A 21,390-nucleotide genomic window follows, 5' to 3' on the forward strand; every position below is an offset into this window, starting at 1 on the left:
GCGACGCACGGCCACCGGCGACCGGTCTGCGCACGCCCGGCGGTGCTACGGTCGCAACGTCCACCCGCTCGCGACCACGTCCTACTGCTCCGAAGGAGGTCCATCCATGAACCGACCGGCAGTGACGATCGCGATCGGCCCCACCGAGCCTCCGCCCACCTTGGTGGAGAAGGCCGTGGTGGAGGCGGGCGCCACCGTCGCCGATCTCGACGAGGCGCGCGGACTGATCTGGGTCGGCGGGGTCGACGAGTTCCCGGACGAACTGCCTGCCGGGGTGGAGTGGGTGCAGCTTTCGGCCGCCGGTATCGAGGATTGGTTCACCGCGGGTGTCATCGCCAGGTATCCCGCCGTGCGGTTCACTTCCGCCGCAGGGGCTTTCGCGGCGAGCGTCGCCGAGCATGCGCTCATGCTGCTGCTCGCGGGTGTCCGGTATCTGCCCGAGCACCTGCGCGCGTCTGACTGGCGGCAACAGGACTTCTTTCCGCACATCCGCTCGCTGCGCGGCAAGACGGTGACGATCGTCGGCGCGGGCGGCATCGGCCGCGCGCTGATCCCGATGCTGGTCCCGCTCGGCGCGCACATCATCGCGGTGAACCGCAGCGGGCGGCCGGTCACCGGCCCCGGTATTCCCTCGTCGGTCGAGACGTTCCCCGCCGAGCATCTCGGCCGGATCTGGCCGCACACCGATCACGTGGTGGTCGCCGCGCCCGCGACGCCCGCCACCAGGCATCTCATCGGCGCGGACGAATTGGCGCGGCTGAAGCCGTCCTCGTGGATCGTCAACGTCGCGCGCGGCAGCCTCATCGATACCGACGCCCTGGTGGCCGCGCTGAGTTCCGGCGCGATCGGCGGCGCCGGTCTGGACGTCACCGATCCGGAGCCGCTCCCGGCGGGTCACCCGCTCTGGTCGCTGCCGAATGCCATTGTGACGCCCCATGATTCGAATCCACCGCAGCTGCGGCTGGCGGCGTTCGCCGATCACGTCGAAGCGAACGTCGAGCGTTTCATCGCGGGCCGCCCGCTGCTCGCACCGATCGACCCCGCCCTCGGGTACTGAATCCGTCGGGCACACCGAGTTCGAGCCTTTCCGCGGGATCCGCCAACGCGGTGGATGCGGTGAGCATAGTCCGCGCGATCCCCGTCCTGCGCCGCGAACAAGCACTCCGCAGTGCAGCGCGGTGGTGTGCGTCCGGCACCCCTACCTTGCCGAGGTCAGCCGGACAGCGCTCGGCCGAGGATTTCCTCGATGACCGTGCTCTTGGCATTGGCATAGTGCTGCACGAATTTCCATTCACGCTGCGCCAGTTCACGTTTGGTCCGCTCGTAGTACACCCGGTCGTCGTCGTGTGTGCGCAGCCAGTCGCGAAATGCCAGGATCCGCTCGATCTCCGGCGCGCCCGACTCCGGCGAGAGCACGTGCAGATTCACATCCCACGGCGCACCGGCGCCCACTCGGCGAACCAGACAGCGATGCTGATACCAGCCCGGCTGCCGGATACGCAGGGCATACCCGGCCGCCTCGAGAGCCGGTAGATAGGCAGCCTCATCGGCGGCCTCCGGGACCAACAGCAGAATGTCGATCAGCGCCTTGGCCGCGAGGCCGGGAACCGACGTGGACCCCGTGTGCTCGATCCGCAGGGCCACGTCGCCGAGCGCCGCACGTATCGCGGCTTCCTCTTCGGCGTACCAGTCCGGCCACACGGGGTTGTACCCCTCGACGACCACCCTGACCCCATAGGGCTGCGGATCGCCGACTGTCGCCGCCGCGATCTCGTCGTCGCCCAACGTCGCCACACGATCCAGTTAACCAGGCGAAATAATAGCCTTCTCACAATGTGCCATTGACAACTGGCACATTCATGACTGATTCTTAGCGCATGACAAGGTCAACGAGGACCTCGGTCCCTCGCGTACCGGCCGCGCCATCCACCCGCGCCACCGTGGCCGCGGCGGCTACCAGGCTCACGCTGCGTCCGCTGAACTGCGCGGTGCCGATGAACGCGCCGGGCGTCTGGTTCGCGCGCAAGCTCATCGCGACGCTGATGGCCGTAGGCGGTCCGGTTCCGCCCGGCACTTCGGTAACCCAGATCCGATCGGGGGCGGTGCGCGGCGAATGGGTGCGGGCGGCAGGCGTGCCGTTCGGGACGCGGGCCGTCTATTACATCCATGGCAGCGGGTACGTGATCTGCTCGGCTCGCACGCATCGCGCTCTCGCGGCCCGGCTGTCGGCGAAGACCGGGCTCCCCGTCTTCCTCACCGACTATCGCCTCGCGCCCGAACACCGGTTTCCGGCCGCGGCCGACGACGTCGAGGCGGGCTACCGCTGGCTGCTCGGCCGTGGCATCGCCGCGGACGACCTGGTGATCGCCTGCGACTCCGCGGGCGGGCATCTCGCCCTCGATCTGCTCGTCGAGAACGGACGGCACCGGCGCCCGCAACCCGCGGCCGTGGCGATGTTCTCCCCGCTGCTGGACCTGACCCTCGGCTTGGCGGCCGAGCGGGAACGCGTCCGGACCGATCCCTTGATCTCGGCGGCCGCCGCACGCAGGCTGCCCGCGGCCTACACCAGCGGCCACCCGGCCGACGCGGCGCGCCTGCGGCTGGCCGTCCCGCAGGGTCTGCCGCTACCGCCGATCCTGGTGCAGGTCGGCGGCACCGAGATGCTCGGCGCCGACGCGCGGGCACTGTGCGAGATGGTCCGGCGTGCCGGCGGCCGTTGCGAGCTCGAGATCTGGCCGGGGCAACTGCACGTCTTCCAAGCCCTTCCCCTGGTGGTGCCCGAGGCCGATCAGGCCCTCGCCCGCGCCGCCGACTTCCTGCGCGCGGCGCTGGTCGCTACCTCCGGTACGGAAAAGGTGAGCTGAGATGTTCGGATTGGACAAGCTGGTGGCGCTGGGCCGCACCCGGCGCACGCACGGCGCGCGAGCCGTGGTCACCGGCGCGGGCAGTGGCATCGGCCGCGCGTTCGCGCTGGAGATCGCGGCCCGTGGCGGCCGGGTGATCTGCGCCGACATCGATGAGGCGCGCGCCGACGAAACGGTCGCCCTGATCGAACGCGACCACCCGGGGGCCGCTCACGCCTTCCGCTGCGACGTGGCGCAACGGGAGGACGTGGAGTTGCTCGCCCGCTTCGCCGAGACGCTGTTCGAGCGCCCGGTCAGCCTGGTGATCAACAACGCGGGCGTCGGCATCGGCGGAAAACCCGTGGGACGCATCGGCTTCGACGACTGGCAGTGGGCCCTGGGCATCAATCTGTGGGGCGTCGTGCACGGCTGCGAGGTCTTCGCCCCTCGCCTCCGCGCGGCGGGCAGCGGCGGCATCATCAACGTCGCCTCGGCCGCGGGCTTCGCCGCCGCGCCCTCGATGGCCGCCTACAACGTGTCCAAGGCGGGCGTGCTGTCGCTGTCGGAGACCATGGCCGCCGAACTGAGCGGCACCGGCGTCGCGGTCACCGTGCTGTGCCCGACGTTCGTGCGCACGAACGTCGCCCGCGACGGCCGGATCACCGACGGATCGGCACAGCTGGCCGACTTCCTCATGCGCTGGACCGGTTTCTCCCCCGAGCGCGTCGCGCGCACCGCCCTCGACGCGCACGACCGCGGGCAACTCTACGTGCTACCCCAACTCGACGCGCACGCCGTGTGGCTGCTCAAGCGGTGCTTCCCGGCGCAATACACCTTCGCCCTCGGACTCCTGGAGCGGCTGCTGCCCCAGGACCACTCGACCACCACCGACCGCACGCCGGTCACCGACAAGACAGGAGTCTGACATGGCTGCCATCGCGATGGACTTCGACGACATGCTCCGCAAGATCAAAGACCGCCAGTGGGCGCTGGCCGACATCGACTGGGACGCACCCGGCGCGGAGACGATCACGCCGGAACTGCACGCCAAGCTCAAGCCGTTCATGGCCGATCTGATGTGGATCGAGAACGTCGGCGCGCGTGGCTTCGCGGCGATGGCCAAGAAGGCGCCGAACGAGACGTTGCGCGAAATCTACCGCTACTTCCACGCCGAGGAGCAGAAGCACGCCAACGCCGAGCTGGCGCTGATGCGCCGGTGGGGCATGCTCGACGGTGACGAGATCCCGCAGCCGAACGTGAACGTCAAGCTGGTGATCGACTTCCTGGACAAGTACTCCGACGACATGTCGCTGTCGTTCCTCGGCACCGTGATCCCGATGCTGGAGGTCGCGCTGGACGGCGCGCTGATCAAGTTCATCATGGACGAGATCGAGGACCCGGTCTGCCAGGAGGCGTTCAAGAAGATCAACTCCGACGAATCCCGGCACCTGGCCGTCGATTTCGCCGTGATGGATCTGCTCGGCCACGCGGAGATGCGCAAGCTGCTCATCGACCTGGTCGGCGGCTGGGCCAAGCCCTCGCTGATCATCGGCGTGCTGAGCTACGTGCCGCTGCTGAACAAGATGCGCGACAACATCGTGGCGATGGGCGTGGACGAGGAGAAGCTCTACGGCGCGCTCAAGCGGTACGCGAACGTCGGCGAGCGCAGCGAGTTCGCCCGCAGGCTGCCGATGTACCAGATCGTGAAGATGCACGGCAGCTGGGTGATCGACCGCGCACACCCCTACCACGTAGTGGCCGACGCGCTGGTGAAGATCACCGGGCTGGTGCCGAGGGCGCTGCTGCGCGCCAACCCGACCTGGTCGAAGGAACTGACCTACGAGCCCGCGGCATGACAGGAAACCCGATGAGCAACACCCTCGACGTCGCCGTCATCGGCGGCGGATTCGCCGGCATCGGCACGGCCATCCGCCTGAAGCAGCGCGGCATCCACGATTTCGCGATCTTCGAGCGCGGCTCGGCGATCGGCGGAACCTGGCGTGACAACACCTATCCCGGTGCGGCTTGCGACATTCCGTCGCGGCTGTACTCCTACAGTTTCGCGCCGAACCCGAACTGGTCGCGCACGTATTCCGGCAGCAACGAGATCCTCGGATACATCGAGGCGATGGCCGCGGAGTTCCGGCTCGGTCCGCACATCCGGTTCGGGCACAACGTCACCGGCATCGTGTTCGACGAGCGGGCCGGGGTCTGGGAGATCTCGATCGAGGGTCACGCGGACCCGATCCTCGCCCGCGCCGTCGTGCTGGCGTCCGGGCCGCTGGCCAACGCCAGTTTCCCGGACATCCGCGGCATCGAGAGCTACCGGGGCCACAAGATCCACAGCGCTCGCTGGGACCACGAGTACGACTTCACCGGCAAGCGAGTGGCGGTCGTCGGCACCGGCGCCAGCGCGGTCCAGATCATTCCGGAACTGGTCGACAAGGCCGCCTCGGTGAAGGTGTTCCAGCGCACGCCCGGCTGGGTGCTCCCGCGGGTCGACCGGCGGACCAACGGCTTGACCAAGGAGCTCTACCGCCGGGTGCCCGCCGCCGAACAGCTGGCCCGGCGCGCCTGGTTCTACGGCCACGAGTCGGTGGCGCTGGGCGTGGTCTGGAACACGCCGCTGACCAGGGTGGTCGAGCTGGTCGGCAAGGCACAGCTGCGCAGGCAGGTCAAGGATCCGTGGCTGCGCCGCCAGCTCACCCCGGACTTCCGGGCCGGCTGCAAACGCCTGCTGATGACCGACGACTACTACCCCGCCCTGCAACGGGACAACTGCAAGCTGATCACCTGGCCGATCGCCCGGATCTCCGAGCACGGCATCCGCACCGCCGAAGGGATCGAGCACCAAGCGGATTGCATCGTGTTCGCGACCGGGTTCGATGTCTCCAAGACCGGGTCACCCGTTCCGGTGGTCGGGCGCGACGGCCGGAATCTCGCGGAGGAATGGTCGCGCGGCGCTTTCGCGTACAAGAGCGTCGCGGTGTCCGGATATCCCAACCTGTTCTTCACCTTCGGACCCAATTCGGGCCCTGGGCACAACTCGGCGCTGGTCTACATGGAAGCCCAGATCGATTATCTCGTCGGCGCGATCGGCGTCATCCTGGACCGGGACCTGCGCATGCTGGACGTGCGGCGGGACCGGCAGGACCGCTACAACGCCGCCATCCAGCGCAAGCTCTCCGCCACCACCTGGAACTCGGGGTGCCGCAGCTGGTATCTCACCGAGGACGGCTTCAACGCGACCATGTACCCGGGTTTCGCCACGCAGTACGTCCATCAGCTGCGCGCGGTCGATCTCGACGACTACCTCGTCGTCGAACAGACCGCCGACCAGCGGCGACAACGAGTGGCGCCGGTTTCCTAGGTGCCGAAGCGCCGGCGGCGTGGACGATAGACTCGGTCCGCAGGGAGTTCCATCAGCGCGCCGCCGGTCCATCGGCGCCCTGGTCAGCGAGGGAGGTGAGGTCGACGCCGGAGTACCGGATCGATGACCTCGCGCGCGCCGCGGGCACCACCACCCGCAATGTGCGCGCCTACCAGGAACGCGGGCTGCTGCCGCCGCCGGTCGGCAAGGACGGCCGGGCCAGCATCTACGACGACGCGCACCTGGAGCGGCTGCGCCTGATCGACGCGCTGCTGCAGCGCGGTTTCACGACCGCGCACATCGCCGACTTCATCACCAGCTGGGAGACCGGCAAGGACCTCACCGAGGTGCTCGGTCTGCAACACGCCGTGACGGCGTCCTGGGCCAAGGACGAAGCCTTCGAAGTGCCGCGCGAGCTGATCGGCACCATCCTCGGCGCCGAGGCCGACGAACTGGTCGACCGGCTGCGTGAGATGAAGCTGGTCCGGCTGGAGGGCGACACGGTGGTGTTCACCGAGACCCAGCTGCTCACCTCGTTCGCCGAGTTGCACGAGTACGGCCTCGAACTGCGCACGCTCATCGAGATCTACGCCAAGGTGGCCGACCGGATCGATGACATCACGCACATCATGATCACCGCCGCCAAGCAGCACATCATCGACGAGCACGGCCCCGGCTGGATGCCCGATACCAGCGGCGAAATCGCCGAGACCACAACGATGCTCAACAAGATGCGCGAACTGGCGGTGGCCTCGGTGCACGCCACGCTGGCCCGCTCGCTGGACGTCACGCTGCGCCGTGAACTCGGCGACTACCTCGCCACGGCGGCCGAACGCGAGAAACAGCGCAGCGAATCCGGCCGCGACGTACCCTCCTAGACGAGCGCAGAGTGCCGACCTTCGACGGATGGAGTCGCTGTGGCGTCCGATCGACCGAGAATCCCTCCGCTGCCGCTGGTCCGGGCCGTCGAGTCGGTTCGCGGCGCCTTGGCCGTCGCGTTCCGCAAGCTGGTTCCGGGGCATGTCGCGCTGATGGAGCTGATCGCCGCCGGATGGATCTCGCAAGCCATCCACGCCGCCGCGGCGCTGGGCGTGGCCGACGAACTCGCGGCGGGGCCGCGGTCGGGCGCGGACCTCGCGGCGGCGGTCGGCGCCGACGAGGATGCCCTGCGGCGTTTGCTGCGGCTGCTGATCAGTTACGGCATCTTCACGCAACGGCGCGACGGACGCTACGCGCTGACGCCGATGGCGCGTGCGCTGCGCAGCGACGCGGACGTGTCGCTGCGCGACGCGGTGCTGTTCTTCGGGTCACCCGGGCACCGCAACCACTGGTCGCATCTGGTCGACGCCGTGCGCACCGGCGAACCGGTCGGCGAGAAGCTCGAGGGGATGTCGTTCTTCGACTACGTTCAGCACGACCGCGAACTCGGCGACCTGTTCGACCGCGCGATGACCAGCATCGGCACCCTGGCGATGGAACCGCTGTTCGCGGCCTACGATTTCGGGCGCTACGAAACCCTGGTCGACGTGGGCGGAGGCGAAGGGACGTTGCTGGCCGAAATCCTGCGCCGCGCACCGCGTTCGCGCGGCATCCTGTTCGATCTGCCGGAAGTGGCGGCCTCGGCGCCCGCTCGGCTCGCCGAACTCGGGCTCGCCGATCGCTGCGTGGTGGAAAGCGGATCGTTCTTCGACAGCGTCCCAGGGGGAGGCGACGCCTACATCCTCAAGCACATCCTGCACGACTGGGCCGAACCGGACGCCGGGCGCATTCTGCGCACCCTGCGCGCGACGATGACCCCCGAGGCCCGGCTGCTGATCGTCGAACTCGTCGTCCCCGAACACACCGCACCGCACCCGAGCAAATTCATCGACCTGGAGATGCTGGTCAACGCGGGCGGGCGGGAGCGCACCGAGGCCGAGTACCGCGAATTCCTCGCCCGGCACGGATTCACGCTGACCAAGATCGTGCCGACGGCGTCGCCGGACAACGTGCTCGAGGCCCGACCGAGCTGACCGTCGCGGAACTCGACTTCGCCGAACGACTTTCATCGATCAGCGTCGTTACGACGCCGCTGCGGGGACGAGGAACGCGAGGGTAGCGATCCCCACCGCGCCGTCTGCCACACAGGTGACGCGCATCGGCGTGCCGACCGGCGTCTGCCGCGATTCGAAGCCGCTGTAGTAACCGAACACCGGCCCGGACCGCTCCGACGGCAGGAAGAAGCCGAGACATTCCGCCTCCAGCACCGACGCCCCTTCACCGCTGTGGCACAGGGCAGCGGCGTCGGTGACGCCGCGGTCGACGTAGCAGCCGGCCGGCTCCGCTTCCGCGGGCGCCGCTGCCCAGACGAAACTGCTTGCGAACAACAGCAGAACGGTCCCCACGCCTACTCGCCGCGTCGTGCTGTGCACCGCAATCCCTCCTCGGCAGATCTCAGTCTTACCTGGTTGTTGCCGTGCGGGGTTCTTGTGCCCTCGCATCTCGAACCGTTGCGAATATTTCAGCAGAATCCGGAGGGAGGGTCGAGCGCGACACCGTCACGAAACCGCGTTTTTCCAGGCTGGACACCGCACGCCCGCCGCGACGACCGGAGCGTGCCCCTGCGGTCCATCCGGAGTTCCGGCGCCGGGACCGCTAGGCTACGAGCAGCATTGGCGGGTTCGGTGAGGATGTGATTCGGCCGTGGAATGGATCTTCACTCCGGACGAGTTCGCCCATATCTGGCGCGAGACCGATCTGGATCGGCACCCCTACCCGCTGCGCATCCTGGAGACGCCCCGTACCGAGGACGAGGCCGAGAAGTTGCGCATCGCCCTGGCCGAGCGACTGCCGCTGCGCTCCGATCCGGATCTCTCGGCCTGCCTGCGCATTCTGGCCAAGCCACACACCAGGATCGTGGCGATCGGTGGCACCCACCGGCCGGGCGGTGAACTGCGACTGCTGGCCGCCGCCATCTACGACCGTGCCGTGCTCGCGGTGCAGGAGCCCGGCTCGAACCCGGATTTCGGTGGCAGCGTGCGCATTTCGATCGGACACAGCACCAAACTCGGCCGGCGGATCGCGGCGCTGCTGCCGAAGACCCCGGCGGGCCGCGAACCCGCCCGCGTCGCGCCGGGTCACGCGGTACGCGACCAGGAAACCGTGCCCGCGCGGCAACAGGCGGCGCCGCGAATCCGCAAACTGCTGCTCGAACCGCACACCGCCGAGGGACACATCAGAATCGAACCACGGCTGGATCGTGCCACGCCGCCTCCGCCGATCCACTACACCTGGATCGATGTCCGCGACGACGGGAGATACCTGATCAAAGCGGGCGACGAAGTGCGTATCGCGCCTGCCTCCGTCGAGCAGATCGCCACCCAATTGCAGAAGCGCATACCGATATAGCGCCCTTTCGTAGCCGCGGCCGCCGCCTATTGCTGACCGGGCACCGGGCTTCCGGTTAGTCTGGGGCGGACCGACCGATCTCAGGGGTGAGCGATGACGATCGAGACCAGCCGAGCCGATATCGCCCGATTCAAGGAGGCCGCGCAGGCCGGGACCGTCCAGTTCGATCCCGCCGCGGCTCGGCAGTGCGCGGAAATGTACGACCGGCAGGCCGATCGACTGCTCCACCTACAGCAGAACCTCGAATCCGCAGCCGAACTCGGCGGTTTCGGCGGATTCATCTCCGCGCAGCAGCTGCAGGCCGGGTTCGGCCACAAAGCGCGGGACGCGGCGGCGCTGCTCGACCACTACATAGAAGCGGCCTACCGCATGAAGGAAGCGTTCCTGATCAGCGGAGGACTGTTCGAAGAGGCCGACGCCGCGAGCGCCGCCGCCCTGCGCGCGGTCCGGACGAGGTTGCCCCGATGACCGGCTCCGATCCCACCTACATCAGCTCGATGGAGCATTTCGAGTCCATGCGGCACGAGGAGATCTATGCGAAGGCGCAGCAGATCGACGCCGCCGAGGTGCTGCGCGCCTCGACGATCTGGCTCGACGCGGCAGGCGCGCTGACGACGTCGTTTCCGCTCACTCGCGGCGGGGTGGACCGCGCGATGGACACGGCCGGATGGAAAGGCGCCGCCGCCGACGCGGCCGAGGCTTGCGCACGGAGTTTCGCGGCGTCGGCCGACGAACTGGCCGCGGTCCTCGGCCAGGTCGGAGCCCGGCTCGGTGGCGTCGCCGCGGCCGCCGAGGCGGTGAAACTCGCTGTGGTGCCGCCGGGTGCTTCCGGACCGGTGGGCGCGATCGCCCGATTGCTGGAGGCGGCGCACGTCATCGATGCGCAGATGGCACAGGAGGCGCTGCGCCAGGAGGCCGTGCTCGCGATGAACATGATCTACAAGCCCGCCTATTCCGCGGCGGGAAGCGCCGTACCCGCGCTGCCCGCACCACCCGCCGTCACCGCACCGCCCGCACCGCCGTCGGTCTCCCCCGGCACGCCGCGATACTCGGCGCCCGAGCAGACACCGCCGAACGGCCAATGGTCGCCGGGCGCAGAGCAACCCGCGCCTGACGCGCCCGAATCGTCCGCGCCTTCCCGCACTCCGGCACCGCAGGTCCAGCCCGGCCCGGATCCGCAGCAGACGCCCTCCGCGCCACCGGCTCAGCAGAGTCCGCCACCGCAGCAGGCACCGTCCACCCAGACGCCGCAGCCCACGCCGTCGTCGCCTGAGCCGGCTCCGCCCACACAGCAGGCACCGTCCACGACCGCGCCGCCGAGTACGCCTCCGGCGCCGCAGATCCCGGAGTCGGCGCAGCCGCCGAGTTCCTCCGCGCCGGTCCCGCCGCCGAGCCCGTCGACCGCACCCCCGGCTCCGGCGCAACCGCCGAGCCCATCCGTTTCACCAGCACCGCAGATCCCGGAACCGGCGCAACCGCCGAGTTCCTCCGCGCCAGCCGCACCGCAGAACCCGGAACCGGCACAACCGCCGAGTTCCTCCGCACCGCCTCCACCACCGAACCCATCACCCGCACCCCCGGCGCAACCGCCGAGTCCATCCGCCCCACCCGCACCGCAGAACCCGGCGCCGCCACCGAGCCCGCAGCCCGCTCCGGCTCCCGGCCCGGCGGTGCCGATGCCCGACCCGAACGGCCAACCCGGAGTCACCGGACCGGTGGATGGCAGTCAGCAGCAGATTCCGACGACCAACCAACCCGGCGTCGTGCCCTCCTGACAGCGCCCGGTCAAAGCGCGCGGGGGCCGGACCCGAGCGGAACGCAGCCCCCGCACCACACGGCGCGAAGTGGTGTGGGCGTTGTCCGGCCGCGGACGTCGTCCCGCCGTGGGATCAGACCTTCACCAGGTCGTCGGCGTGGATGACGGGCCGCTGCATGGTCTCGGGGAGTTCGGCGGTGGAGCGGCCGAGCATGCCCGCCAGTTCGGTGCTGTCGTATTCGACGACGCCCCGGGCGACCACCCGGCCGTCGGGGGCTACCAAGTCCACCACGTCGCCCCCGTAGAACCGGCCACGCACGCCCACGATCCCGGCCGCGAGCAGCGACCGGCGCCGGTGCGCGACCGCCTGGACGGCGCCGTCGTCGATGAGCAGCGCGCCACGGCTGTCGGCGGCATGCCGGACCCAGAACTTGCGGGCGGACAACCGCACCGGGCGCGCGGCGAACGCGGTGCCCACGGTGCCCGTCGTGAGTGCGTCGGCGGCCGAGGATGCGGCGGCCAGCAAAACCGGCACGCCCGCGTCCGCGGCCAGGCGCGCCGCCGACAGCTTGGATGCCATGCCGCCCGTGCCGAGCGCGCCACCGCTGCCCGCGATGACGCCGTCCAGGTCGGCGCTGCTGCGCACTTCGGGGATCAGCGTGGCCGAGCCCTTGCGCGGGTCGCCGTCGTAGAGGCCCTCCACATCCGACAGCAGCACGAGCGCGTCGGCGCCGACCAGGTGGGCGACGAGCGCGGCGAGCCGGTCGTTGTCGCCGAAGCGGATCTCCTCCGTCGCGACCGTGTCGTTCTCGTTCACCACGGCCACCGCGCCGAGCGAGCGCAGTCGATCGAGGGTGCGCTGCGCGTTGCGGTGGTGCTCGCGGCGAGCGAAGTCGTCGGCGCTGAGCAGCACCTGCCCGACGGTGCGGTGGTAGCGGGCGAAGGACGTGCCCCACGCGTGCGCGAGCGCCAACTGCCCCACGCTCGCCGCGGCCTGCTTGGTGGCCAGGTCACGCGGACGACTGGTCAATCCCAGTGGTGCGATGCCCGCGCCGATCGCACCCGACGACACCACCACCACGTCGGATCCGGCGCGCATCCGCGCCTCCACCGCGTCCGCGAGCCGATCCAGCCGAGCGGTGTCCAGGCCGCCCTTCAGGCTGGTCAGCGCCGACGACCCGATCTTCACCACGACGCGGCGTGCCGCCGCGATCGCCAGCCGGGCCTCGCTCAGGCCGGACGAATCCGCCTCGGCGGTAATCGGACTCATCTGCATTGCCACCGAACTCCCTGCGCCACAATCGAATCCACGGTAGCCGAGATCGCCGACCCGACCCCGACCGGACCGGACACGATCGAACCGGCCGAACGCGGCGCCCGCCGCGACCGCTCGGCGACTCGATCGTCGTCCACGTCCTACTCCTCGTCTTCGCGCACCAGACCGCGCCGCACCCGGGACGCGTGCTTGCGCTCGGCCGCGCTGACCCGGTCGGACTGCTCCAGCCGGATGTCGGTACCGCGCCCGGTGGGCACCATGTCGATACCCGCCGAGATCTGCGGCTCCCACTCGAACGTCACGTCGCCGATGGTCACCGGCGCTCCCGGCTCCGCGCCCAGCCGCACCAGCTCGTCTTCCACACCCAGACGGGCCAGCCGGTCGGCCAGATAGCCGACGGCCTCGTCGTTGTCGAACTGCGTCTGCCGCACCCACCGCTCCGGCCGGGTGCCGCGCACGAGGAACCCACCCGGCTCATCCGGATCGGCCAGCACGCTGAAGCCGGTGTCGTCCACCGCGATCGGGCGGATGACCGGGCGTTTCGGGGCCGCCTGCGGATGATCCTCGCGGTACCGGCGCACCAGGTCGGCGAGCGCGAAGGTCAACGGGCGCAGCCCCGCCCGGCTCACCGCGGAGATCTCGAACACCGGCCAGCCGCGCTCGGTGAACTCCGGAGTCACCATTTCGGCCAGTTCTGCCGCGTCCGGCACGTCGATCTTGTTCAGGATCACCACGCGGGGGCGGTCGGCCAGGTCGCCGAGCCCCGCGTCCGCGCTCAGCGCGGGCTGGTAGGCGGCGAGTTCGGCCTCGAGCGCGTCGACGTCGGACACCGGGTCGCGTCCCGGCTCCAGCGTCGCGCAGTCCACCACGTGGGCGAGCACCGCGCAGCGCTCGAGGTGCCGCAGGAAGTCCAGACCGAGACCGCGGCCCTCGCTGGCGCCGGGAATCAGCCCGGGCACATCGGCGACGGTGAAGGTGGTGTCGCCGCTGGCGACGACGCCGAGATTGGGCACCAGTGTGGTGAACGGGTAGTCCGCGATCTTCGGCTTGGCCGCCGACAGCACCGAGACCAGCGAGGATTTGCCCGCCGAAGGAAACCCGACGAGCCCGACGTCGGCTACCGACTTCAGTTCCAGAACCAGGTCGAGTTCTTCGCCGTCCTCGCCGAGCAGCGCGAAACCCGGCGCTTTGCGGGCCCTCGACGCCAGCGCGGCATTGCCCAATCCGCCGCGCCCGCCGCGCGCGACGATGAAGCGGTTGCCGGTGCCGACCAGGTCGACGAGCACCTTGCCGTCGTCGTCGAGGACCACGGTGCCGTCGGGCACCTTCAACACCAGGTCGCCCCCCTGCTTGCCGTCCCGGTTGCCGCCCTCACCCGGCTTGCCGTTGCCGGCCTTCGCGTGCGGGTGGAAGTGGAAGTCCAGCAGCGTGTGCACGTTGGAGTCGACCTCGAGGATGACGTCTCCGCCGTTGCCGCCGTTGCCGCCGTCCGGCCCGCCGAGCGGCTTGAATTTCTCGCGGTGCACCGAGGCGCAACCGTGGCCGCCTTTACCCGCACGCACATGCAGTACGACGCGGTCGATGAACTTGGACATACGCCGAATCATCCTCCTTCGGGACGGGTCGTACTGGGAGCCGATCGTTCGGGAACACGAAAACGGGCCAGGGTTCCGAGACCCTGACCCGCTCGCTGTAAATCCGGAAGTGGTTCGGCGGTCAGGCCTGAACCGGCTCCGGGATCACGATGTTGATGGTCTTGCGTCCACGCTTGGTACCGAACTCCACCGCGCCCGCCGCCAGGGCGAACAGGGTGTCGTCACCGCCACGGCCGACGTTCACGCCGGGGTGGAAGTGGGTGCCGCGCTGACGCACCAGGATCTCGCCCGCCTTGACCGTCTGGCCGCCGAAGCGCTTGACGCCGAGTCGCTGGGCGTTGGAATCACGTCCGTTCCTAGAGCTGGACGCGCCCTTCTTGTGTGCCATAGCTGGTTCTCCTCGGGATGTCTTACTTGATGCCGGTGACCTTCAGGACCGTCAGCGGCTGACGGTGACCCTGGCGCTTGTGGTAGCCGGTCTTGTTCTTGAACTTGTGGATGCGGATCTTCGGACCCTTGGTCTGCTCGACCACCTCGGCGGCCACGGAGACCTTGGCCAGCTTGTCGGCATCGGTGGTCAGTTCCGCGCCATCGACGACGAGAACCGGATCCAGCGCCACAGCGGTGCCCGGCGCACCCTCGATCTTCTCGACCTTCACCAGGTCACCGACCGCGACCTTGTACTGCTTTCCGCCGGTCTTGACGATCGCGTACGTTGCCATCGGTCGGCTGCCCTTCTTCCTATAGTGCTCGGCACTTGCTCACGCGGCGACTCCTCCGGCCTGATACCACCGGAAACCGCCACACGACTGGTCTGGTAATCGCCACCGCCTCGGCACCTTGGCGGCTCTCGGTATCGAACTGTCGAGAACCGGGCCACGAAGACAAAACATGTTGTCACCGGGCAGCGACTGTCCAAGATTACAGGACGGCCACCTCGACGACCAAACCGGCATCCACGCCCGCCCCGCGGTCATGCCACCGGTTCGCTGCCGGGACGAGCGTGGCCCCCGCCGGAACGACCGGCGGGGGCCACGGAACGTGAGCGACGACTCAGTTCGATGCTTCCGGCGCACCAGCCGGACGGCCGACCGCTCGTCTGCGCGGCCGGTTGCGCTGCGGCAATTCGACCGGTTCCGACTGGGAGTAGTCGATCGCGGGCGCGGGCGCCTGCTCACCGGTGGGCAGCACGAACACCGCTCCGGAGCTGTCCGCGGCGGGCGCGGCGGCCGAACGGGCAACCCTCCGGCGACGAGGCGGACGGGCCGCGCCCGCTTCGGCGACACCATTGGCGGCCGCACCGTTCTCCGATGCCGGGACGGGCTCGTCGACCGAGACGGGTTCGGCGAGCGGCTCCCGCTCCGCAGCAGAAGCGGGCTCCGCGACGGCGACGGGCTCTTGCGCCGGTACCGGCTCGACCTTCTCGACTTCTTCGATGACCTCGACCACTTCGGCGGGCTCGGTCTCCGGCTCCTCGGCGGGCACCGCCACCGCGGCCTCGACGGTCTCCGCGACCACCCGCTCTTCGGTGGTTTCGCCGGTAACCGCGGCGTGCGGCTGGGCTGCGGCGTCCTCGGCCTGTTCCGGCTCGTCGGACTGGTGCGCCGCCATCGCCAGCGCCACCGGATGCGCGCGCCTGACCGCCGCCTCCTCGTCGGAGTTCTCGGGCGCGGGCCCGGACCCGGACCCGTTCGCCGGCTGGGCGGGCGCGGGCGCGGCCTTGTCCCGGCCACGCCGCCTGCGCGAACCGCTCTCGCGCGTGCGTCCGGCCGTCTCTTCGCCGGAACCGGTCTCCACCGGATAGGTGTGCACGAGGATGCCTCGGCCGTGGCAGTGCTCGCAGGTGGTGGAGAACGCCTCGACCAGACCGGTGCCGAGCTTCTTGCGGGTCATCTGGACCAGGCCCAGCGAGGTGACCTCGGAAACCTGGTGGCGGGTGCGGTCCCGGCCCAGCGCCTCGGTCAGGCGGCGCAGCACCAGATCGCGGTTGGACTCGAGCACCATGTCGATGAAGTCGACGACGATCATGCCGCCGATGTCGCGCAGCCGCATCTGGCGCACGATCTCCTCGGCCGCCTCCAGGTTGTTCCTGGTGACCGTCTCCTCCAGATTGCTGCCGCCGGAACCGGTGAACTTGCCGGTGTTCACGTCGATCACCGTCATGGCCTCGGTGCGATCGATCACCAGGGTGCCGCCCGAGGGCAGCCACACCTTGCGATCCAGTGCCTTGGCCAGCTGTTCGTCGATCCGGTAGGTCTCGAAGACGTCGACGCCGTTGTTCTCGTGCCGGGAGACCCGGGCGAGCAGGTCCGGCGCCACGGTGCCGATGTACTTCTCGACGGTGCTCCAGGCCCGGTCACCCTCGATGACCAGCTTGGAGAAGTCCTCGTTGAACAGGTCGCGGATGACCTTGACCAGCAGGTCGGGCTCTTCGTAGAGCGTCTTGGGCGCGTTGTTGTCCTTGCCCGTCTGCTGCTGGATCGTGCGCCAGGTGGCCTGCAGCCGCTCCACGTCGCGGGCCAGCTCGGTTTCGCTGACGCCTTCGGAGGCGGTGCGGATGATCACACCGGCGTCGGCGGGCACGATGTCGCGCAGGATCTCCTTCAGCCGCTTGCGCTCGGTGTCGGGCAGCTTGCGGCTGATGCCGGTGGAGGTGCCGCCGGGGACGTACACCAGGAAACGCCCGGCCAAGCTGATCTGCGTGGTCAGTCGCGCGCCCTTGTGGCCGACCGGGTCCTTGCTCACCTGGACAAGCACCTGGTCGCCGGGCTTGAGCGCCTGCTCGATCTTGCGCTCCTTGCCGCCGAGGCCCGCGGCTTCCCAGTTGACCTCACCGGCGTAGAGCACGCCGTTGCGGCCACGGCCGATGTCGACGAACGCGGCCTCCATGCTGGGCAGCACGTTCTGCACCTTGCCCAGGTAGACGTTGCCCACCATGGACGCCGACCCGGTGCTCGTCACGAAGTGCTCGACCAGGACGTTGTCCTCGAGCACGGCCACCTGCGTCGCGGTCGGGTGGTCCGGGAAGGACTTCTCGCGCACGACCATCACGCGGTCCACCGCTTCGCGCCGGGCCAGGAATTCCGACTCGGTCAGGATCGGCGGACGGCGGCGGCCCGCCTCGCGGCCGTCGCGCCTGCGCTGGCGTTTGGCCTCCAGCCGGGTGGAGCCGGTGATGCCCTGGACCTCGTCGGACGCGGCGCGGCTGCGGGTCTTGTTGCGCGGCTCGCGCTCGTGCACGACGGTGTTCGGCGGATCGTCGTCGGCGGACTCGCTCTCGCCGGACTCGCCGGCTACCTTGCGACGGCGACGACGGCGACGACGACGGCTCGCCCCTTCCGGCACGCCGTCCTCGTCCTCGCCCTCGCCGGTCTCCGCGGACTCCGCCTCGGCGGGCTCGGCGGCCGCGGGGGCCGACTCGTCCTCGGTCTCGGTCTCGGTCTCGGCGTCCTCGTCGTCGCCGTCGGCCTCGGACTGCTGTTCACCCCGGCCGCGACCCCGCCCGCGGCGGCCACGGCGCCTGCGCCGGGGCTGGCCTTCGGCGTCGCCCTGCTGGTCGTCGGAGGCTTCGCGCTCGTCCTCGGCGACCTCGGTCTCGTCCTCGACGGGCTCGGGCGCCCGCTCCTCGGTGCGGCGGGCTTCCCGCTCGGCGCGCCGCTGTCTGCGCGCCTGCTCGGCGGCCGCGGCGTCCGGCGGCAGGAACAGCGGCGCCTGCACGACGGCGGCGGCCTCGAACACGGCCGGGGCAACCGGCTCGGCCTCGGGTCGCTCCGAGTGCGTGAACAGCTGGGTGTGGGTCGCCGCCGCACCGGTGGACGGCTGCTGCGTGGAGCTCGCCACGTCCGGCGCGGAGAAGATGACGCCCGCACCGGTGTAGGGAGCGTCGGTCTGCGCCGCGCGCGGAGGTTCCGGCTGTTGCGCCGGGGCCGCCTGGGTGGTCGCGTCCGCCGCGGGTTCGGCGGCCGGTGCGGGGGCCTGCCCCGCGGCGGGTTGTTCGGCCGCGGCGTCGGCCTCGACCGTCACCAAGGCGTCGCGCACCGACTCCGCGACGGCCCGGTCGACGTTCGACTGCGCGCTGCGCGCGTCCGCCCCCATCTCCGTCAGCTTGGCCAGGATGCGCTTGCTCGTTACCCCCAGCAGCTTGGCGAGTGCATGAACTCGGATTCGCTCCGGCAATTGTTCGGCATCCTGTGATGTTGTATCCAGCGGCTCTTGATCGGCCACGAAGTCTCCTCGGGCCCCCGGGCGCGTCCCTCCCGGCGGGAGTGACGCGGCCGACGCGGGGGCGCTGTCCGTTCGACTCGCACCCGGTGGGCGCGAGATCAAGTGGTCTCGCCCCGCGTGCCCGGTTATCTCCTCGGTTGTTCGTCGTTCGGGCTAACTGGTCACGCGGCGCCTGGCTGTATGGCTGAACTCCGCGGTTCGAGCGCTCATCCAGCGTGCCTACGCGAACATCCGACCCGGTGACCAGGCCGTTTGTCCATGGCAGCGATGATCGGCATCGAACCTTGGTGTCATCCGGCTGCACTCGTCACGTCTCGTTCGCGCACCTGCACGAACAGTCTGCGTCGAAAGCAGCCGATGCCAGTATCCCACACCGCGCGCCGGGCGTTCGCCATCGGCGCTCGACTCGGCTCGGCCCGCGGCGCGAACACCGGTGTCGCGGCGGCGCGGGCACGACGATCGAGACGTGGTCAGGCAGGCAACTCGGGGAACCAGAGCGCGATCTCGCGCTTGGCCGATTCGGGGGAATCGGAGCCGTGGACCAGGTTCTCCTGCGTCTCCAGAGCGAAGTCTCCGCGAATGCTGCCGGGTACGGCCTTCTCCACCGGATCGGTGCCACCGGCGATCTGGCGGAACGCGGCGATGGCGCGGGGGCCCTCCAGAATGGCGGCGACGACCGGGCCCGAAGTGATGAACTCGATCAGGGACCCGAAGAACGGCTTCTCGGCGTGCTCGGCGTAGTGGCCCTTGGCCAGCTCCTCCGACACCTGCTTCAGTTCGAGGGCGGCGATCTTCAGGCCCTTGCGCTCGATCCGTGCCAGCACCTCGCCGACAAGGCCACGGGCCACACCGTCCGGCTTGATGAGTACCAACGTCTGCTCAGTCACGGCGCACAGCCTATCCGGCGCGCTTCCGGGCGCCGCACCAGCGGTCGGGCTGATCGGCAACCGGCGGCGTCCGCGCCCCGGCCTCCGGGGGGAGCGGGCCCCGCAGCGCCCTCGCCGGGCGGCCTCGGCGGCTACGACCGCTGGATGCGCTGGCTGGGCAGCAGGCCCTTCTCCATCCGGCCGCGCACGTCGGCGCGCAGCACCAGGATGAAGCCCCAGACCACGCCGAACACCACGCCGATCACGCCGATGGACAGATGGATGAACGCGCCCAGCAGGACCAGCACCTGCAGGCCGAGATTGAAGGGCAGCGCCCAGGACCGCCGCTGCAACCCGGCCCCGAGGAACATCACCACCGCGAGAACCACGAGATAGGTGCCGGACAACCAGGTCACCCCGCCACCGACGTCCGCCACCACCGGCAACGCCAGCAGCACCACGATCGCCTCGAGAACCAGCGTCCCCGCCATCACCCCGCGGAAACCCTTCCACGGGTCGGTCGCGGGGGCGGGCACCGCCTGCTCGTCTCGGTCGGCCGGTTCGCTCATGCTGTGCCCTCCTCGGCATCCGCCGGGCTCACATGGTGTCCGGCGTTCCTGCGGTGGTTCTCGGCGTAAACGGTCCGACCGAGCTCGGATCGGCCGCCGTTCGCGCACCCGGCGCTCACGCCGGGTCCTTCCCGAACAGCGCGCGCGCCGCGCCCGCCGTGACCACCGACCCCGTCACGATCACTCCGGCGCCGGACACCATCTCGCCCGCTTCGCCTACCTCTTCGGCGATCGCGATCGCGGTCTCGAGCGCGTCGGGCAGGGTGGCGGCGGAGACCACGCGCTCGTCGCCGAACCGCTGGACCGCGAGGTCGGCGAGCGTCTCCACGTCCAGCGCGCGCGGTGAACCGTTGCTGGTGACGACGATCTCGTCGAACACCGGCTCCAGCGCGGTGAGGATGCCGTCGGCGTCCTTGTCACCGAGCACCGCGACCACCCCGACCAGCTTGCGGAAGTCGAACTCGTCGGTCAGTGTCGCGGCCAGCGCTCGCGCACCGGCCGGGTTGTGCGCGGCATCGATGAAGATGGTGGGCGCGCTGCGCATCCGCTCCAGCCGCCCCGGGCTGGTGACACTCGCGAAGCCGGCGCGTACGGCGTCCATGTCAAGCTTGCGCTGCGCGCCCGCCCCGAAGAACGCCTCCACCGCCGCGAGCGCGAGCACCGCGTTGCGCGCTTGATGCTCGCCGTGCAACGGCAGGAAGATCTCGTCGTACACCCCGCCCAGGCCCTGCAGCTCGAGTTGCTGCCCGCCCACCGCGATCTGCCGGGCGAGCACGCGGAACTCCGAGCCCTCGCGCGCGACCGCGGCGTCCATCTCGACGGCGCGGCGCAGCAGCACCTCCATCGCCTCGGGTTCCTGCTGCGCGATCACCGCGACGTTGTCGCGCGGCACCAGGCTTTCCGGGGCGCGCTTGATGATCCCGGCCTTCTCCCCCGCGATCGAGGTGAGGTCGGGGCCGAGGTAGTCGGTGTGGTCCAAGCCGATCGGCGTGATCACCGCGACCTGCCCGTCGACGACGTTCGTGGCGTCCCAGGTGCCGCCCAATCCCGTCTCGACGACCGCCACGTCGACCGGCGCCTCGGCGAAAGCGGCGAACGCCATGCCGGTGAGCACCTCGAACTTGCTCATCGCGGGGCCGCCCGCGGCCGCCGACTGCTTGTCGATCATCTCGACGTACGGCAGCAGCTCGCGATAGATCTCCACGTACTTCGCGGGCGTGATCGGCGCGTTGTCGATGCTGATCCGCTCGGTGGCCAGCTGCAGATGCGGACTGGTGAGCCGGCCGGTGCGGCGATGCAGCGCGGTGAGCAGCGCGTCGATCATCCTGGTCACCGAGGTCTTGCCGTTGGTGCCCGCGATGTGGATCGCCGGGTAGCTCTGCTGCGGCGAGCCGAGCAGGTCCATCAGCGTGGCGATCCGGGTCAGCGAGGGCTCGATCTTGGTCTCCGGCCAGCGCTTGTCGAGTTCCGCCTCGACCAGCGCCATCTCCGCCAGTTCCACCGG

General features: G+C 69.9%; 20 protein-coding genes. 10 read left to right on the plus strand and 10 right to left on the minus strand.

The window, feature by feature from the left end:
* Positions 1-106: 106 nt before the first annotated feature.
* Positions 107-1,057 carry a D-isomer specific 2-hydroxyacid dehydrogenase family protein gene (locus NNI01S_RS25120; protein WP_063022610.1) on the plus strand — a complete coding sequence of 317 codons (951 nt, stop codon included), beginning with the start codon at positions 107-109 and terminating at the stop codon, positions 1,055-1,057.
* A gap of 155 nt (positions 1,058-1,212) precedes the next feature.
* On the opposite strand, the gene NNI01S_RS25125 is transcribed toward NNI01S_RS25120, so the two are convergent.
* Positions 1,213-1,794, minus strand: coding sequence for a GrpB family protein (locus NNI01S_RS25125; protein ID WP_063022611.1), 582 nt, complete (start codon positions 1,792-1,794; stop codon positions 1,213-1,215).
* An 83-nt stretch (positions 1,795-1,877) separates the two neighbouring features.
* Between NNI01S_RS25125 and NNI01S_RS25130 the strand changes: the two genes are divergently transcribed.
* The 6 genes from NNI01S_RS25130 (at position 1,878) to NNI01S_RS25155 (ending at position 8,225) form a co-directional block, all read left to right on the plus strand.
* Positions 1,878-2,864, plus strand: coding sequence for an alpha/beta hydrolase (locus tag NNI01S_RS25130; RefSeq protein ID WP_063022612.1), 987 nt, complete (start codon positions 1,878-1,880; stop codon positions 2,862-2,864).
* A gap of 1 nt (position 2,865) precedes the next feature.
* Positions 2,866-3,768: an SDR family NAD(P)-dependent oxidoreductase gene (locus NNI01S_RS25135; protein WP_063022613.1), complete on the plus strand. Its 903-nt coding sequence runs from the start codon at positions 2,866-2,868 to the stop codon at positions 3,766-3,768.
* A 10-nt stretch (positions 3,769-3,778) separates the two neighbouring features.
* Entirely contained in the window at positions 3,779-4,699 is a 921-nt protein-coding gene (locus tag NNI01S_RS25140; RefSeq protein ID WP_063022659.1) for a hypothetical protein, read from the plus strand.
* A gap of 11 nt (positions 4,700-4,710) precedes the next feature.
* A complete protein-coding gene (locus tag NNI01S_RS25145) occupies positions 4,711-6,213 on the plus strand; it encodes a flavin-containing monooxygenase (protein ID WP_063022660.1) in 1,503 nt (500 codons plus the stop codon).
* A gap of 95 nt (positions 6,214-6,308) precedes the next feature.
* Positions 6,309-7,091, plus strand: a complete 783-nt coding sequence (locus NNI01S_RS25150; protein WP_063022614.1) for a MerR family transcriptional regulator — start codon at positions 6,309-6,311, stop codon at positions 7,089-7,091.
* Between the two features lie 39 nt (positions 7,092-7,130).
* Entirely contained in the window at positions 7,131-8,225 is a 1,095-nt protein-coding gene (locus NNI01S_RS25155) for a methyltransferase (protein WP_063022615.1), read from the plus strand.
* 48 nt (positions 8,226-8,273) lie between these two features.
* On the opposite strand, the gene NNI01S_RS25160 is transcribed toward NNI01S_RS25155, so the two are convergent.
* Positions 8,274-8,624 carry a hypothetical protein gene (locus tag NNI01S_RS25160; RefSeq protein ID WP_157114962.1) on the minus strand — a complete coding sequence of 117 codons (351 nt, stop codon included), beginning with the start codon at positions 8,622-8,624 and terminating at the stop codon, positions 8,274-8,276.
* A gap of 271 nt (positions 8,625-8,895) precedes the next feature.
* Here NNI01S_RS25160 and NNI01S_RS25165 point away from each other — a divergent pair, with 271 nt between their 5' ends.
* The 3 genes from NNI01S_RS25165 to NNI01S_RS25175 all read left to right on the plus strand — a co-directional run bounded on the left by NNI01S_RS25165 (position 8,896) and on the right by NNI01S_RS25175 (position 11,375).
* Positions 8,896-9,600: an ESX secretion-associated protein EspG gene (locus tag NNI01S_RS25165; RefSeq protein WP_063022617.1), complete on the plus strand. Its 705-nt coding sequence runs from the start codon at positions 8,896-8,898 to the stop codon at positions 9,598-9,600.
* Between the two features lie 93 nt (positions 9,601-9,693).
* On the plus strand, positions 9,694-10,068 hold the full coding sequence (locus tag NNI01S_RS25170) for a hypothetical protein (protein WP_063022618.1): 375 nt from the start codon (positions 9,694-9,696) through the stop codon (positions 10,066-10,068).
* On the plus strand, positions 10,065-11,375 hold the full coding sequence (locus NNI01S_RS25175) for a hypothetical protein (protein WP_063022619.1): 1,311 nt from the start codon (positions 10,065-10,067) through the stop codon (positions 11,373-11,375). The genes NNI01S_RS25170 and NNI01S_RS25175 overlap by 4 nt, the downstream gene beginning before the upstream one ends.
* A 114-nt stretch (positions 11,376-11,489) precedes the next feature.
* On the opposite strand, the gene proB is transcribed toward NNI01S_RS25175, so the two are convergent.
* The 8 genes from proB to folC all read right to left on the minus strand — a co-directional run bounded on the left by proB (position 11,490) and on the right by folC (position 21,387).
* Complete coding sequence (gene proB, locus NNI01S_RS25180) at positions 11,490-12,626, minus strand: glutamate 5-kinase (protein WP_157114963.1); 1,137 nt, start codon at positions 12,624-12,626, stop codon at positions 11,490-11,492.
* A 146-nt stretch (positions 12,627-12,772) separates the two neighbouring features.
* Positions 12,773-14,227 (minus strand): GTPase ObgE, encoded by a 1,455-nt coding sequence (gene obgE / locus NNI01S_RS25185; protein WP_063022620.1) that lies wholly within the window; start codon positions 14,225-14,227, stop codon positions 12,773-12,775.
* A gap of 121 nt (positions 14,228-14,348) precedes the next feature.
* Positions 14,349-14,615 (minus strand): 50S ribosomal protein L27, encoded by a 267-nt coding sequence (rpmA, locus tag NNI01S_RS25190; RefSeq protein ID WP_039796661.1) that lies wholly within the window; start codon positions 14,613-14,615, stop codon positions 14,349-14,351.
* A gap of 22 nt (positions 14,616-14,637) precedes the next feature.
* Positions 14,638-14,949, minus strand: a complete 312-nt coding sequence (gene rplU, locus NNI01S_RS25195) for a 50S ribosomal protein L21 (RefSeq protein WP_039796660.1) — start codon at positions 14,947-14,949, stop codon at positions 14,638-14,640.
* A 331-nt stretch (positions 14,950-15,280) separates the two neighbouring features.
* Complete coding sequence (locus NNI01S_RS25200) at positions 15,281-18,451, minus strand: translation initiation factor IF-2 N-terminal domain-containing protein (RefSeq protein ID WP_063022621.1); 3,171 nt, start codon at positions 18,449-18,451, stop codon at positions 15,281-15,283.
* A 470-nt stretch (positions 18,452-18,921) separates the two neighbouring features.
* Positions 18,922-19,338 carry a nucleoside-diphosphate kinase gene (gene ndk, locus NNI01S_RS25205; RefSeq protein ID WP_063022622.1) on the minus strand — a complete coding sequence of 139 codons (417 nt, stop codon included), beginning with the start codon at positions 19,336-19,338 and terminating at the stop codon, positions 18,922-18,924.
* A gap of 131 nt (positions 19,339-19,469) precedes the next feature.
* Positions 19,470-19,886: a DUF4233 domain-containing protein gene (locus NNI01S_RS25210; RefSeq protein WP_063022623.1), complete on the minus strand. Its 417-nt coding sequence runs from the start codon at positions 19,884-19,886 to the stop codon at positions 19,470-19,472.
* A 115-nt stretch (positions 19,887-20,001) separates the two neighbouring features.
* Positions 20,002-21,387, minus strand: coding sequence for a bifunctional tetrahydrofolate synthase/dihydrofolate synthase (folC, locus tag NNI01S_RS25215; RefSeq protein WP_435825020.1), 1,386 nt, complete (start codon positions 21,385-21,387; stop codon positions 20,002-20,004).
* Positions 21,388-21,390: the final 3 nt, after the last annotated feature.

Source organism: Nocardia niwae NBRC 108934 = DSM 45340, assembly GCF_001613465.1.
GTDB lineage: Bacteria > Actinomycetota > Actinomycetes > Mycobacteriales > Mycobacteriaceae > Nocardia > Nocardia niwae.